Origin of the sequence: Microbulbifer litoralis (assembly GCF_023634065.1) — a bacterium.
GTDB lineage: Bacteria > Pseudomonadota > Gammaproteobacteria > Pseudomonadales > Cellvibrionaceae > Microbulbifer > Microbulbifer litoralis.
Map to the genome: position 1 here is coordinate 223,502 of NZ_JALKCV010000007.1, position 12,837 is coordinate 236,338.

Sequence of the window (12,837 nt, forward strand, 5' to 3'; positions counted from 1 at the left end):
CGGAATGACGACGGTATGGAGTGCATCCGGGAATCGCCCGTTGTGAACGGGGGCGGGCAGTGGTCAAGACAATCCGGGGGCCCTCAAGATTTCCCGGGGGCGCCTTTCTCCGGGCGGTAGACGCCCACATTGCGATAGCCCTCGTCCAGCAGGTGCGAGGCGTGCAGCCGGCTCATGACGCCACCGGAACAGTAGAGCAGGTAGTGCTTGCCCTTATCCAGCCCGCCGAAGGCATTGTTGAGGCGGTAGAAGGGAATCGTCTCCACCTCGGTATTTTCCAGTTCCAGCGGATTTACCTCTTCCTCGGTGGGGTGGCGGATATCGATCACCACGGCATCGCCGGGTTCGGCCAGTACCTCCACATCCGGTGTCTCGCCCTCGACGTCCGCCATCACCTCGTCGATATTCTGCATGGCGCGGTTGCGCACGGCGCGATCGAGAATGGCGAAGTCGAAGCGGTTCTCCTCCTTCTCGATTTTCTCTGGTTTCGCGCGGGTGGTGGGCTTGACCGAGATCACGCCGCAGTACTCGGGCATATTCGCAGCGAACTCCTCGGTACCGATGGCGCGGGCGGTCTTGATGATGTCGGTCTTGTCGCTGGTAATCAGCGGGCGCAGCACCAGGGTGTCGGTGACGCTGTCGATCACCGACAGGTTGCGCAGTGTCTGGCTGGAGACCTGGGCAATGGCCTCGCCGGTGACCACCGCGTCCACGTCCAGCTCGTTGGCGATGACGGTGGCGGCGCGCAGCATCATGCGCTTCAGGATCACGCCCATCTGTGAGTCGTCCACCCGCTCCAGGATTTCCGCCACCACCTCGTCGAAGGGCACGCTGACGAACTTGACCCGGTGGGAGGCGCCGTACCGGTTCCACAGGTAATAGGCCACCTCCTTCACGCCCAGCTCGTGCTCGCGCCCGCCCAGGTTGAAGAACAGGAAGTGGGTGCGGATGCCGCGCTTCATGGTCAGGTAGCTGGCCACGGTGGAATCGAAACCGCCGGACACCAGCGACAGCACCGGGTCCTGGGTGCCCATGGGGAAACCGCCGAGGCCGGGATGCTTGGCCTCGATCACGTTCAGCTTGTCGTGGCGGATCTCCAGCTGCACGGTGATGTCCGGGTTTTTCAGCTTTACGCCCTTGGCCTGGGTATGCTGGTTCAGGCCGCCGCCGACGTACTGCTCCACGTCGAGGGATTTGAAATCGTGGTTACCGGTGCGCTTGGCCCGCACGCAGAAGGTCTGGCCGGCGAGCCGGTCGCCCCAGATCGCCCTGGTCTTCTCGTAGATATCCTGCAGGTCGCCCAGCGGGTACTGGTATACGCGGGAGAAATTGGCGATACCCGGTGTGTGCGCCAGCACCTCCTCGATACGGTCGGCCAGGTGCGCCACCGCGTCCGGGGCGATGACGTCGATTTTCTCCCAGTCCTTGTGCACCTTGATGCGGTCGTCCACCTGCTTCAGCAGGGTGCGCAGGTTGTCCTTGAGCTGCCGCGACATGCGCTTGCGCACCGGGTTGCTCTTGATGGTGATTTCGGGGAAGAATTTGACGACAAAATGCATGGGATTCCGTGGAGTACCGCCTGTTGAACAAAGATGCGGCATTATAAACTAGCTGACACGAACTTGGTCGTGCACCACATTTGTGCGACTCCGAACGGGGTCGCTCTGTTATGGTGCGTTCGGTGGCGACCGATGGGACATTCTGTCGCCAATCTGTGTCGGCCGGTGCCGCCGGCCGGCGCACAGGCGCCGCGGGGCGCGCAATAGCGCCATTGCCCCAATTTGGCACACTCCTTGCTTCACTAGATGCCACAGAAGGGTTAAGCGACAAATTCCAATTCAAGACCTGGAGGACTGCAATGTCAGCGAATACGCTCGGTTTGATCAAAGAGAGTGAGGCCAAGTGGGTGGACCTGCGCTTCACCGATACCAAAGGTAAGGAACAACACGTTTCCATTCCGTCTGCAGAAGTTGACGGCGAGTTCTTCGAAGAAGGCAAGATGTTCGACGGCTCCTCCATCGCCGGCTGGAAGGGCATCAACGAGTCCGACATGATCCTGATGCCGGACGACGAGTCCGCATTCCTGGACCCCTTCACCGATGAAGCCACCGTGATCGTGCGCTGTAACATCGTCGAGCCGTCCACCGGCCAGGGCTACGAGCGCGATCCGCGTTCCATCGCGCAGCGCGCCGAGGAATACCTGAAGTCCACCGGCCTGGGCGACACTGCCCTGTTCGGCCCGGAGCCCGAGTTCTTCGTCTTCGACGACATCACCTGGGGCGCGGAAATGGGTGGCGCCTTCTACAAGATCAACTCCGAAGAAGCGGCCTGGTCTTCCGGCAACGTCTTCAGCGAAGGCAACATGGGCCACCGCCCGGGCGTCAAGGGTGGCTACTTCCCGGTGCCGCCGGTCGACTCCCTGCACGATATCCGCGCCGCCATGTGTTCCGCCATGGAGCAGATGGGCCTGGAAATCGAAGTGCACCACCACGAAGTGGGCACCGCCGGCCAGTGTGAAATCGGCGTTGGCGCCAACACCCTGACCAAGAAAGCGGACGAAGTGCAGATCCTGAAGTACGCGGTGCACAATGTCGCACACGCCTACGGCAAGACCGCCACCTTCATGCCCAAGCCGCTGGTGGGCGACAACGGTTCCGGTATGCACATTCACCAGTCCTTCTCCAAGGACGGCGTGAACCAGTTCGCCGGTGACGGCTACGCGGGCCTGTCCGAGACCGCCCTGTACTACGTCGGCGGCATTATCAAGCACGCGCGTGCGATCAACGCCTTCGCCAACGCCTCCACCAACTCCTACAAGCGTCTGGTGCCGGGCTTCGAGGCGCCGGTGATCCTGGCCTACTCCGCCCGCAACCGCTCCGCGTCCATCCGCATCCCGTATGTGCCGAGCCCGAAAGGCAAGCGTATCGAGGCGCGCTTCCCGGACCCGACCGCCAACCCCTACCTGGTGTTCGCGGCCATGCTGATGGCCGGCCTGGACGGCATCAAGAACAAGATCCACCCGGGCGACCCGGCGGACAAGGACCTGTACGACCTGCCGGCGGAAGAAGTGGCCGAGTACCCGACCGTTGCCTCCAGCCTGGAAATGGCCCTGGACGCACTGGACCAGGACCGCGCCTTCCTGACCGAGGGCGGCGTCTTCACCGACGATACCATCGATGCCTACATCGAGCTGAAGCAGGAAGAGGTGGAGCGCCTGAACATGACCACCCATCCGGTCGAGTTCGACATGTACTACTCTGTGTAAAAATCGCAGGGGCTTCCGCATCGGAAGTGCTGTCGTGTGGCGCCAAACGCGTCACACGGTATCGAAAAAGCCCGCACCACCAGGTGCGGGCTTTTTTATTGGCGGTAAACTAGTGTGGTGTAAGGTACTAAATACTGATATTAGCGGTCCGAACCGCAACAAGAGACGCCATGAAATACCGCAACCTGCTACTGGCACTACTCCTCAGCGCCCCGTTGACCAGCCTTGCCGGCGGCAGCGGCTTCGATGACGATGGCAACAGTGCCCAGTCCGGCGGCAGCGCCATCTACAAGACCACCGGCCCCAACGGCGAAGTCGTATTCACGGATACACCGCCGGTGGGCAGCGACAAGGACAAGGTGGAAAAAGTCGAGATCAGTCGCACCAACGTACAGCCCATCGCCCTGCCGCGTCCGCTGCCGACGCGCAAGCTGTCGCCGCAGAGCCAGGATGAGGATCGCGAAGACAGGGATCGCTACGACGGCCCCTACAGTATCGCCATCATCAACCCCGCAAGCGGCACCACCATTCCGCCGGGGCAGCGCCAGGTGGTGCTGCAAGTGGCGCTGGACCCGGTACCCGAGGGTGGCTACCAGTTTTTCGCCGTGGTGGATGGCCAGCCGTGGCGGGGTGGTTCTTCCGGCACCAGCCTGGATATTTCGGCGCTCGAGCGCGGCACCCACAGTGTGCAGGCGGTACTGACGGACCCGGCCGGCAGTGTGCTGGCACGTTCCCGGCCGATCACTCTGTACGTCAAACGCCCCGGTGACCAGGTGCCGGACAGCGCCGCGCCGCGGGCGGAGCAGGCGCCCAGGGCGCCGGCGGCCCCCGGGGTGAACGATTCCTCCAAGAATGTGCTGAAGCGCACACGGCAATACTGACCTCGGCCGGTGCCAGTATCCCCGGGGCGCGACCAGGCGGCCCCGGACAGTTGACCTCCACGCTGGTGTTTTTTTGATCTGCGCACCATAATGGTGCGCATTGGTGTGGCCAGCTATTTTCCCGCCCCCAGTTGAGCCGCGGCCGATACCGCGCGCGATATTTCGCCCTGTTCAGGGTCAGTCAAAGTTGCCCGTAACGCCCCGCGCGCCCGGGAGCCCCGTTAGGGGTCAACGGATGTGCGCCATTTTGGTTTGCTTCTTGCACTGTCCCCAATAGCAGAAGAAAGGTTGTGCGCCACAGGCGCCGCCGAAAGAACCCGGAACCCGAACCATGCTCAACGACCGTCAGTTGCGCCAGTTGCTGGATAGCCTGAATTCCGCCGTGGTGGTGCTCGATGACAAGCTGCTGCTCTGCTACCTGAACTCCGCCGCCGAAGACCTGCTGGCCGCCTCCAGCGCCCGGGTCAGTGGCCAGCCGCTGAGCGAGGTGGTGCGCGAGTCCGACCAGGCTCACGGGGCCATGCGCGACGCCGTTGCCGCCGGCCAGAAATACACCGTGCGCCGCGCCACCTGGCGGTTGCACAACCTGGAGACGCGCACCGTCGACTACTCGGTGAGCCCGGTGACGGAACTGGGGCTGATGCTGCTGGAAGTGCAGCCGATGGACCGCCTGTTGCGCATCGCCCGCGAGGACGCGTTGATCAACGCCCAGGAGACCACCCGCAACCTGGTGCGCGGCATGGCGCACGAAGTGAAAAATCCACTGGGCGGAATCCGCGGTGCGGCACAGCTGTTGCAGCGGGAACTACCGGACGAGGAGCTGGCCGAGTACACGCAGATCATCATCGACGAGGCGGATCGCCTGCGCAACCTGGTGGACCGCCTGCTGGGGCCGCGCAAACCGGCCCGGATGCAGCCCACCAATGTGCACGAAGTGCTGGAACGGGTGGCCCAGTTGATCGACGCCGAGTGCGAGGGAGCACTGAGGATCCGCCGCGACTACGACCCGTCGATCCCGGATATTCCCGGCGACAGCGAACAACTGATCCAGGCGCTGCTGAATATCGCCCGCAATGCGATGCAGGCCATCGACGAGAGCATTGGCCTGTCGACGGGCGAAATAGTGCTGCGCACGCGGGTACAGCGGCAGTTCACCATCGGCCGGCGCCAGTTGCCGCTGGTGTGCCGTATCGAGATCGAGGACAACGGCCCGGGGATTCCGGAAGAGATCCGCGAGCGGATTTTCTACCCCATGATTTCCGGCCGCGCCGAGGGCTCCGGCCTGGGCCTGTCGATATCGCAGAACATCATTAACCAGCACCGCGGCCTGATCAAATGCGACAGCCGCAGTGGGCAGAGTGTTTTCCAGATCTATCTGCCGTTATCCGTATAACTGTTTAGTGGAAGTTGGACCATGACCAATCGCGTTTGGATTATTGACGACGACCGATCGATCCGCTGGGTGCTGGAGCGGGCCCTGACCCGCGCCGGTATCGACACCAAGTGCTACGAAAACGGTGACCGCGCGCTGGACGATTTCTACAGCGACTCGCCAGATGTCGTGATCAGCGATATCCGTATGCCCGGCGCCGACGGCTTCAAGCTGCTGCAGCGGTTCCAATCCGAGCGGCCCGCCCTGCCCATCATCATCATGACCGCCCACTCGGACCTGGACAGTGCCGTGGCGGCCTACCAGGGCGGCGCCTTCGAATACCTGCCCAAGCCATTCGATGTGGATGAAGCCGTGGCAGTCACCCGCCGCGCCCTGGCTCATGCCAGTGAACAGGAAGGCGGCGAACAGGTCGCACTGGAAAACGGCAACGGTAGCAAGGAAATCATCGGTGAGGCGCCGGCGATGCAGGAAGTCTTCCGCGCGATCGGCCGCCTGTCCCACTCCAATATCACCGTGCTGATCAACGGCGAATCCGGCACCGGCAAGGAACTGGTGGCGCAGGCCCTGCACAACCACAGCCCGCGCAAGAGCAAACCGTTCATTGCCCTGAACATGGCCGCGATTCCGAAAGACCTGATGGAATCCGAACTCTTCGGCCACGAGAAAGGCGCCTTTACCGGCGCCAGCGCCCAGCGCGCCGGCCGCTTCGAACAGGCCGACGGCGGCACCCTGTTCCTGGACGAAATCGGCGATATGCCGGCGGAAACCCAGACGCGCCTGCTGCGTGTACTGGCCGACGGAGAGTTCTACCGCGTGGGTGGCCACACACCGGTGAAAGCGGATGTGCGTATTATCGCCGCCACCCACCAGGATTTGGAACGGCTGGTGGAAGAGCACAAATTCCGCGAGGACCTGTTCCACCGCCTGAACGTCATCCGCATCCATATCCCGCGCCTGGCCGACCGGCGCGAAGACATCCCGCGCCTGGTACGCCATTTCTTCAACAGCGCCGCCAAAGACCTGGGCGTGGAACCGAAAATCCTGCTCAAGGAAACCGAAGAATACCTGGCCGGCCTGGACTGGCCCGGCAATGTGCGCCAGCTGGAAAATACCTGCCGCTGGATCACGGTCATGGCCTCCGGCCGCGAAGTGCATGTCGAAGACCTGCCGCAGGAGCTGCACCAGCAGGGCACCACCGCCGAGACACCCCAGGACTGGCAGAAAGCCCTGCGTCTCTGGGCCGACCAGGCACTGGCCACCGGCCGCCGCGAAATCCTCAGCGAAGCGGTACCCGCGTTCGAACGCGCCCTGATCGAAATCGCCCTCAAGCACACCGCCGGCCGCAAACGCGACGCCGCCGAATTGCTGGGATGGGGACGCAACACGCTGACGCGCAAGCTGAAAGAACTCGACATGAATGGCGACGCAGACTGACGCCGCCGCCCGCCGCCCGCATCCATCCGATATACCGATATCCCGCTCCGGGGTATCGGTGCTCCAATCCTGTTTCCCGCACCACTTCTCCGCCATGGCTGACATTGGGAGAAAGAGGCTCGTCGGTATGCCCAATCAGGGTACGCTATACACCCTATACGGAATTCGCTATAAACGGCTTTGAAAAATATGTCGATACAAAATTATAAAAGCGAAAAACCCATTAGCCAGAATCAAAAATCCGGGTATCGACGGCTCAAAGAGAACCCATGGAGGGGACAATGAAAGTGATCAAGAGTATTCGTCCGGGCGATCTGGGCTCCAGGCGCTTTGAGCAGCGCTTCGGCAAGCGACTTTGCCGTGTTCGATACCGCGAATCCCCCTGTGGAAAAAAACTATTCACCACAGTAGAACTCATTATCGATGAGCGTGAAAAGCCAGCAGCGGGTACCTCTCTGGCCGCAGTCAACGCCTACCGCAAGAAAGAACCGGTAGCAGTTTGCGTCGGCTATGAAGAACAGGCAATGCGGCGCCTGGTCAAACAGGCCGGAGGCCGCTGGAGCGCAAGCGGGAAGGCATGGGTAATCCAGCGGGAAAGCGCGGTAACCCTGGGGCTCTCCCATCGCATTGTGGAAGGGTTGATTGAAAAGTGCACAGATGTCGATACGAGTCTGGGGTTTTAGTATGGCTATATTTATCCATCTATGGCTAGATATGGGGATGCATGGTCAGGTATGAGCATATGCCCAGATGTGGCCATTTCTACGAATAAACTGTTATTGGGGCGGGTTCAGCCAAAAAGGTTAGCGCGGGGTAGCGGAAAGTTTGGAGTCCTATTTAGGCAGCCAGTTGCAAGTGATGCGGGGCGAGCAAGTCCGCAGCTTCGTTCTTATTGCCTTCGTTAAGGATTCGGGTTCCGGCAAACTTTCGAGCAGCATCTTGGTTTGCCCATAAGAGATATTTTGAAAAAGGTGAGGAAAGTACAGTGATCTTTCCTCTTTCTATCGGGCGGCAGCCCTCCGCTGCGCTATGGGCAACGTGCCCTTAGCGAGTTCGGACACCGCCCGCAATAACCAGGCCATGCTGCGGACGGCCTACACAACGCGCTTCGCGCTAAAAGCATTTCGTCCGCCACAGATGGCAACGTTAGCAATCAGGAGTAGTCAGCTCTATTCAAGGAAAAGGAGGATCACTGATGATCGCGATAGAAGATTTGTACGTTATGGATGTGACGGAATTTACGAAAGAACTCTACCGGATGGGGAATGCAACTTGGCCTGCATTCACTGAAGATCGCGCGCGGAGAGATGTCCGTATTATCGTCCAAGATGGAATTGAGACGGTCGTTGCAAATGGCAACGGTTTTTCTGCCTTTGACCACATTACAAAGATAATGGCCAAGCCAGGAAAGAAAGTCTGGAAAATTAAAAAAGGTGCTACTTTACCACCAGAATTGGTGTTGGTTAAAGATCAGCGTCCTGGGCATGAGGGGCATTACATGATTGCTCCCGTTAAAAATATGCCCCTTAGAAAATATCTTGGGGCTATGGAAGAACTTGGTCTCGATCGTTCAAAAGTTCAGCTTCTTATTGCCGGGAGTGGTGTAAATGTCGTCTAAAGGTTTTTCTCCAATAATAAGTGAGTATCACATTTTGTGGGAGGCTTTAAAGCACTATGAATCAAGGTTAGAGAAGCTATCATCTATGGAAACTGATGAGGATAAGCAGCTTGCATATGATGAAAAACTGCAAGATCTTGACGGTGTTTTAAGTTCCATTAAAGCAGCTGCAAAATCGGACTTCGATCTAGAGTTCGAGTGAGCCCATTGCTAACAAGCAGCGGCAGAGCGACAGACAACGCTACGCACCTTTTGTGTTACTCGCTGGCGCTCAAACATTAACACAAAAGGTGCTCCGCGCTGGCTGCGCCTGCGCTGGGCGTTATGTTTAAAAAGATGGAGTCGGTATGAGCTATAAAGCCACCGTGTTCAACGTGATGATTGCGTCACCGGGGGATGTTGCTTCAGAACGATCTATCGTTCGCGAGGTTATTGCAGAATGGAATGCCGTGCATTCCGCGGCTCGCGGGATAGTTTTGCTCCCGACTGGCTGGGAGTCGCACTCTTCTCCAGAAATGGGAAACACACCTCAATCAATAATTAATGATCAGATTCTTGATAAAGGTGACCTTCTAATTGGCGTATTCTGGACTCGCATTGGCACACAAACCGAAGACTATGCTAGCGGAACTGTGGAGGAAATATAGCGGCACATATCATCTGGCAAGCCTGCAATGTTGTATTTCTCGGATCAGCCAGCGCGACTTGATAGTGTTGATGACGAACAATACCAAGAATTGAAGAGGTTTAAAGCTTCCTGTAAAGATCGAGGGCTTTACGAGGTGTATGACAGCCACTCTCAATTCAAGGAAAAATTCTATCGGCACCTGCAGTTGAAGCTAAATGAGCATCAAATGTTTACTTCCATAGATGGCGCAGAACTGGTAGATCCGGTTCCTCTATCTCCAGAGTCTCGGATTCCTGAGTTATCAGAAGAAGCTAAGATCCTGCTTAAAGAGGCAAGCTTGGACGACAATGGAACGATCATGCACCTCCGTCACATGGGTGGTAAAGATCTGCAAACGAATGGTAAAAACCTGATTGACGACCAGAGTAGGAGGGTTGTTGCTAAATGGGAGTCTGCACTCCAGTTATTGCTTGATGAAGATTTGGTGATCGAAAGAGGTTACAAAGGAGAGATCTTTGAAATCACTGAACGCGGATTCCAGGTTGCAGACTCATTGTGAGCCCGCGAAACATAACCATGCCAGCTACAGCGACGGCTACTACATTGCGGCTTCGCCTCCATTCCGTAGCCGCGCGTGCTGAGCGGCGTTAATTTCACATAGCTAATGAGAAGAAGAAAAAGGAAACCAACACCATTGCTGGATGCGGTTGAAAAGTATCAAGTTGATCTCGTCTGCACCCTCTTGATTTTAGCATTTGGTACGCTACTGGCGGTTAAGCTATCTTCAGGTAAAGCTATATTCACTTTCAGTCCTGAGGGAGCTAGATTCTATCTCTCGCCTGAGGAGGCAAGGGTTTCAATTGTTTGCGTTCTTTTCTTTGGGCTTATCTATGGCGCAGCAACATTGATCAGAATTCATGCGGCCTACAAGGGCCAAAAATAACCAGGCCAAGTTGACGGACAGCCTACACAAAGCGCTTCGCACAAAAAGCGTTCCGGCTGCCGCAATTGGCAACGTTAGTTGCAACCAGGCCTTAGGGGGAAAAATTGGCTAGAGATTGGGAATCTGTCTTCGGTACATGGTCGCAAGGGCCAGGAAAATCTGAGCAGGAAAGGGTTGAGAATGCAGAGCGTCAGATACGGCAAGCTATTCAAGCAAGCCCGAGGCTTCAGAATAGGAATATCAGGGTCTTTACCCAAGGGTCGTACCGTAACAGAGTAAATGTGCGCCGGGATAGCGACGTAGATATAGGCGTACTTTGCTTCGATGCATTTTTCCCTGAGTACCCGGACGACAACGTCAAAGAAGTTCTCAATAAAAGCTTCAGTGACGGCACATATACCTACGCCGAGTTTAAAAATGAGCTTGAAGAGGCGCTGGTGGCGCGATTCGGTCGGGGTGCGGTGTCAAGAGGAAGTAAATCATTCGACGTTAAGGCAAATACGTATCGGGTAGAGTCGGATGTAGCGGCTTTCTTCGAACATCGCCGGTATACATCGACTTCACATTATTGGTCGGGAGTCGAAATGATCCCCGATGACCGTTCTCCTCCCAGGGTAAGAAACTGGCCCGAGCAACATTACTCAAATGGAGTGAAAAAGAACGACGAAACTACTCGCAGATATAAGAGAGTAGTAAGAATATTGAAGACACTATCCAATGAAATGGCTTCGAATGGAATCAAGTCAGCGCAAGATGCGCCAAGCTTCCTTGTAGAGTGCTTAGTATTCAACGCTTCAAATTCTCGGTTTAATTATACGGCGTTTAAGCCAATGGTCAGGGAGGTCTTGGCCGAGCTTTTTAACAACACTATGTCAATTGAAACCTGTTCCGAGTGGGGTGAGGTTAGCGAGCTTAAGTACCTCTTCAGGGGGGCGCAACCATGGACAAGAGAACGCGCACATTCGTTTTTGAGTGACGCGTGGGATTATGTGGGTTATAGCTAATGTTAACCAGACTCCATATTTCGTCATTTGTCGGCCTCACAATCGGTGTATGGCTCCTAGCGCTTTGGGTTCAGGGGATGCCGGTGCTAAGCGCAGATTTTGTGAAGCCATTTGGCATCGTTGTCGGCGCTATCAGCCTACTTGTCACTATCTTCAACAAATATTTGTGGTCTTGGAGGCTTTTTAGGGGATGGTATGTCAAACGGCCCGACCTGAGGGGAACCTGGGAAGTTGAATTGAAGAGTAGTTGGACTGATCCCGAAACAGGGAAACTGTCTGCGCCGATAACTGGTTACGCGGTTATAAGGCAGTCTCTTACCTTTCTGAGCCTCAGGTTGATGACCAAGGAGTCTCGCTCGGTTTTGGTGGCCCACAGCATAGAGCAGCAGGAAGACGATGACCTCTTTAAGCTCGTTGGTGTATATAGAAACGAACCGAAAATAGAACTTCAAGGTGTGCGCAGTGAGATTCATCATGGATCTTTCGCTTTGGAAATCCACGGTACGCCAGTCTATGAGCTGCAAGGGCACTACTGGACCGACCGGGCGACCAGAGGAAGCATGATATTGCGCAATAGGATAAAAAAACTGTATGACACCTATGAGCATGCATCCAACGATATTGGCAACTAACAAAGCAATGCACGCGACAAGCGCGTGATTGCGGCGTTATTGTTTCGGAGAAGCACATTGCGGAAACTTTCATTGTTAATCTTGTTGTTTCTTTCTGATCACAGTTATCCGTGCACAGACGAAGGGTCAACTCAGTTTGTAAAAGATGTAAGAGCCTTTAAGAACCGAAATGACCAATGCATGACGATTCAAGTTCTGATAACGGAGGAATCCCATCCGAAAAAGCGCTACGTAGAATCAGCCTATTTGAACGTTCTTGATGAAGAAGAAAATTTGATTGCAGCTATTTCGCCAGCGCTCGATCGGCCCAGTTATGGTAATATTGTGTTCTCGGCTTGCTTGATGCCAGAGCACGTAGAGAACTCTGTGCTTTTTCTAAACATAAAGTCAAAGTCAGAAGTTAAACTTAAAGAGAACGGCCTGTATGAAGTTTCTGGCACCTTGTGCCAAGAAAGTCAAAAGTTGGTGCTCGGAACACTCATTGAACAGTTTGGTTCCAGGCACGGTGGCGAAAAACAATAACCAGGCCATGCTACGGACGGTTTACGCGACGCGCTTCGCGCTAAAGACGCTCCAACCGCCGCAGATGGCAACGTTAAATTTCTGGAAGAGTCATGCCGAGAGTCTTCATTTACACGCCAATTATCTTATCAGTGATTGCTTTTTGTTTTTTCGCGTCTGGATACTTTCTGGTGAAGAATAACTCAGGAAGTCAAATTGGCGGCCTGCTATATATTACAGGCCTGATATGGTTCTATTTTGGATGGGCGTTAGCTTTCGCTCAAGCAGCGTACGGAATTTGTAGTCGAGGGAATAACTCTTCCTGGAAGCATCATATATTTTCGTCTTCAGGTGTGCTTGCATTAGAATCTGAAATCCTGAAAATGGGCAGGGAAGGTTTGTACCTCACTGCATAAAAAGTTTAACAAGGCCAAGCTGACGGACACCTACGCAATGCGCTTCGCGCAAACTGCACTCCGGCTGCCGCAGTCGGCAACGTTCAGGCTGTAGAAAAACTCATAACCCCCCCCCCCCCCAT

The 12,837-nt window shown here is 56.1% G+C and carries 14 protein-coding genes; 13 read left to right on the top strand and 1 reads right to left on the bottom strand.

All coding sequences use genetic code 11. The annotated features are described in order from the left end of the window. Nucleotides 1-83 precede the first annotated feature (83 nt). A complete protein-coding gene (thiI, locus tag MWN76_RS12780) occupies nucleotides 84-1,559 on the bottom strand; it encodes a tRNA uracil 4-sulfurtransferase ThiI (protein ID WP_250461816.1) in 1,476 nt (491 codons plus the stop codon). A gap of 299 nt (nucleotides 1,560-1,858) precedes the next feature. Between thiI and glnA the strand changes: the two genes are divergently transcribed. The 13 genes from glnA (at nucleotide 1,859) to MWN76_RS12845 (ending at nucleotide 12,320) form a co-directional block, all read left to right on the top strand. Continuing rightward, entirely contained in the window at nucleotides 1,859-3,265 is a 1,407-nt protein-coding gene (glnA, locus tag MWN76_RS12785) for a glutamate--ammonia ligase (RefSeq protein WP_250461817.1), read from the top strand. Between the two features lie 170 nt (nucleotides 3,266-3,435). Further along, nucleotides 3,436-4,146 (top strand): DUF4124 domain-containing protein, encoded by a 711-nt coding sequence (locus tag MWN76_RS12790; RefSeq protein ID WP_250461818.1) that lies wholly within the window; start codon nucleotides 3,436-3,438, stop codon nucleotides 4,144-4,146. Between the two features lie 331 nt (nucleotides 4,147-4,477). After that, nucleotides 4,478-5,539 (top strand): nitrogen regulation protein NR(II), encoded by a 1,062-nt coding sequence (gene glnL, locus MWN76_RS12795; protein WP_250461819.1) that lies wholly within the window; start codon nucleotides 4,478-4,480, stop codon nucleotides 5,537-5,539. A gap of 21 nt (nucleotides 5,540-5,560) precedes the next feature. Next, nucleotides 5,561-6,973 carry a nitrogen regulation protein NR(I) gene (ntrC, locus tag MWN76_RS12800; RefSeq protein ID WP_250461820.1) on the top strand — a complete coding sequence of 471 codons (1,413 nt, stop codon included), beginning with the start codon at nucleotides 5,561-5,563 and terminating at the stop codon, nucleotides 6,971-6,973. A 281-nt stretch (nucleotides 6,974-7,254) separates the two neighbouring features. Then, complete coding sequence (locus MWN76_RS12805) at nucleotides 7,255-7,656, top strand: hypothetical protein (protein WP_250461821.1); 402 nt, start codon at nucleotides 7,255-7,257, stop codon at nucleotides 7,654-7,656. A gap of 512 nt (nucleotides 7,657-8,168) precedes the next feature. Next, nucleotides 8,169-8,591, top strand: a complete 423-nt coding sequence (locus MWN76_RS12810) for a Tse2 family ADP-ribosyltransferase toxin (RefSeq protein ID WP_250461822.1) — start codon at nucleotides 8,169-8,171, stop codon at nucleotides 8,589-8,591. Then, nucleotides 8,581-8,793, top strand: coding sequence for a hypothetical protein (locus MWN76_RS12815; protein WP_250461823.1), 213 nt, complete (start codon nucleotides 8,581-8,583; stop codon nucleotides 8,791-8,793). The genes MWN76_RS12810 and MWN76_RS12815 overlap by 11 nt, the downstream gene beginning before the upstream one ends. A gap of 145 nt (nucleotides 8,794-8,938) precedes the next feature. After that, entirely contained in the window at nucleotides 8,939-9,238 is a 300-nt protein-coding gene (locus MWN76_RS12820) for a hypothetical protein (RefSeq protein WP_250461824.1), read from the top strand. 27 nt (nucleotides 9,239-9,265) lie between these two features. Then, nucleotides 9,266-9,778, top strand: a complete 513-nt coding sequence (locus MWN76_RS12825) for a hypothetical protein (protein ID WP_250461825.1) — start codon at nucleotides 9,266-9,268, stop codon at nucleotides 9,776-9,778. Nucleotides 9,779-9,883: 105 nt separating this feature from the next. Then, the gene (locus MWN76_RS12830; RefSeq protein ID WP_250461826.1) at nucleotides 9,884-10,162 is read left to right on the top strand and encodes a hypothetical protein; all 279 of its coding nucleotides are present in this window, start codon (nucleotides 9,884-9,886) and stop codon (nucleotides 10,160-10,162) included. 104 nt (nucleotides 10,163-10,266) lie between these two features. Then, on the top strand, nucleotides 10,267-11,166 hold the full coding sequence (locus tag MWN76_RS12835; RefSeq protein ID WP_250461827.1) for a nucleotidyltransferase domain-containing protein: 900 nt from the start codon (nucleotides 10,267-10,269) through the stop codon (nucleotides 11,164-11,166). Further along, nucleotides 11,166-11,798 carry a Cap15 family cyclic dinucleotide receptor domain-containing protein gene (locus MWN76_RS12840; protein WP_250461828.1) on the top strand — a complete coding sequence of 211 codons (633 nt, stop codon included), beginning with the start codon at nucleotides 11,166-11,168 and terminating at the stop codon, nucleotides 11,796-11,798. Before MWN76_RS12835 ends, MWN76_RS12840 begins: the two co-directional genes overlap by 1 nt. Before the next feature lie 180 nt (nucleotides 11,799-11,978). Then, nucleotides 11,979-12,320 carry a hypothetical protein gene (locus MWN76_RS12845; protein ID WP_250461829.1) on the top strand — a complete coding sequence of 114 codons (342 nt, stop codon included), beginning with the start codon at nucleotides 11,979-11,981 and terminating at the stop codon, nucleotides 12,318-12,320. The last annotated feature ends 517 nt before the right edge of the window (nucleotides 12,321-12,837 follow it).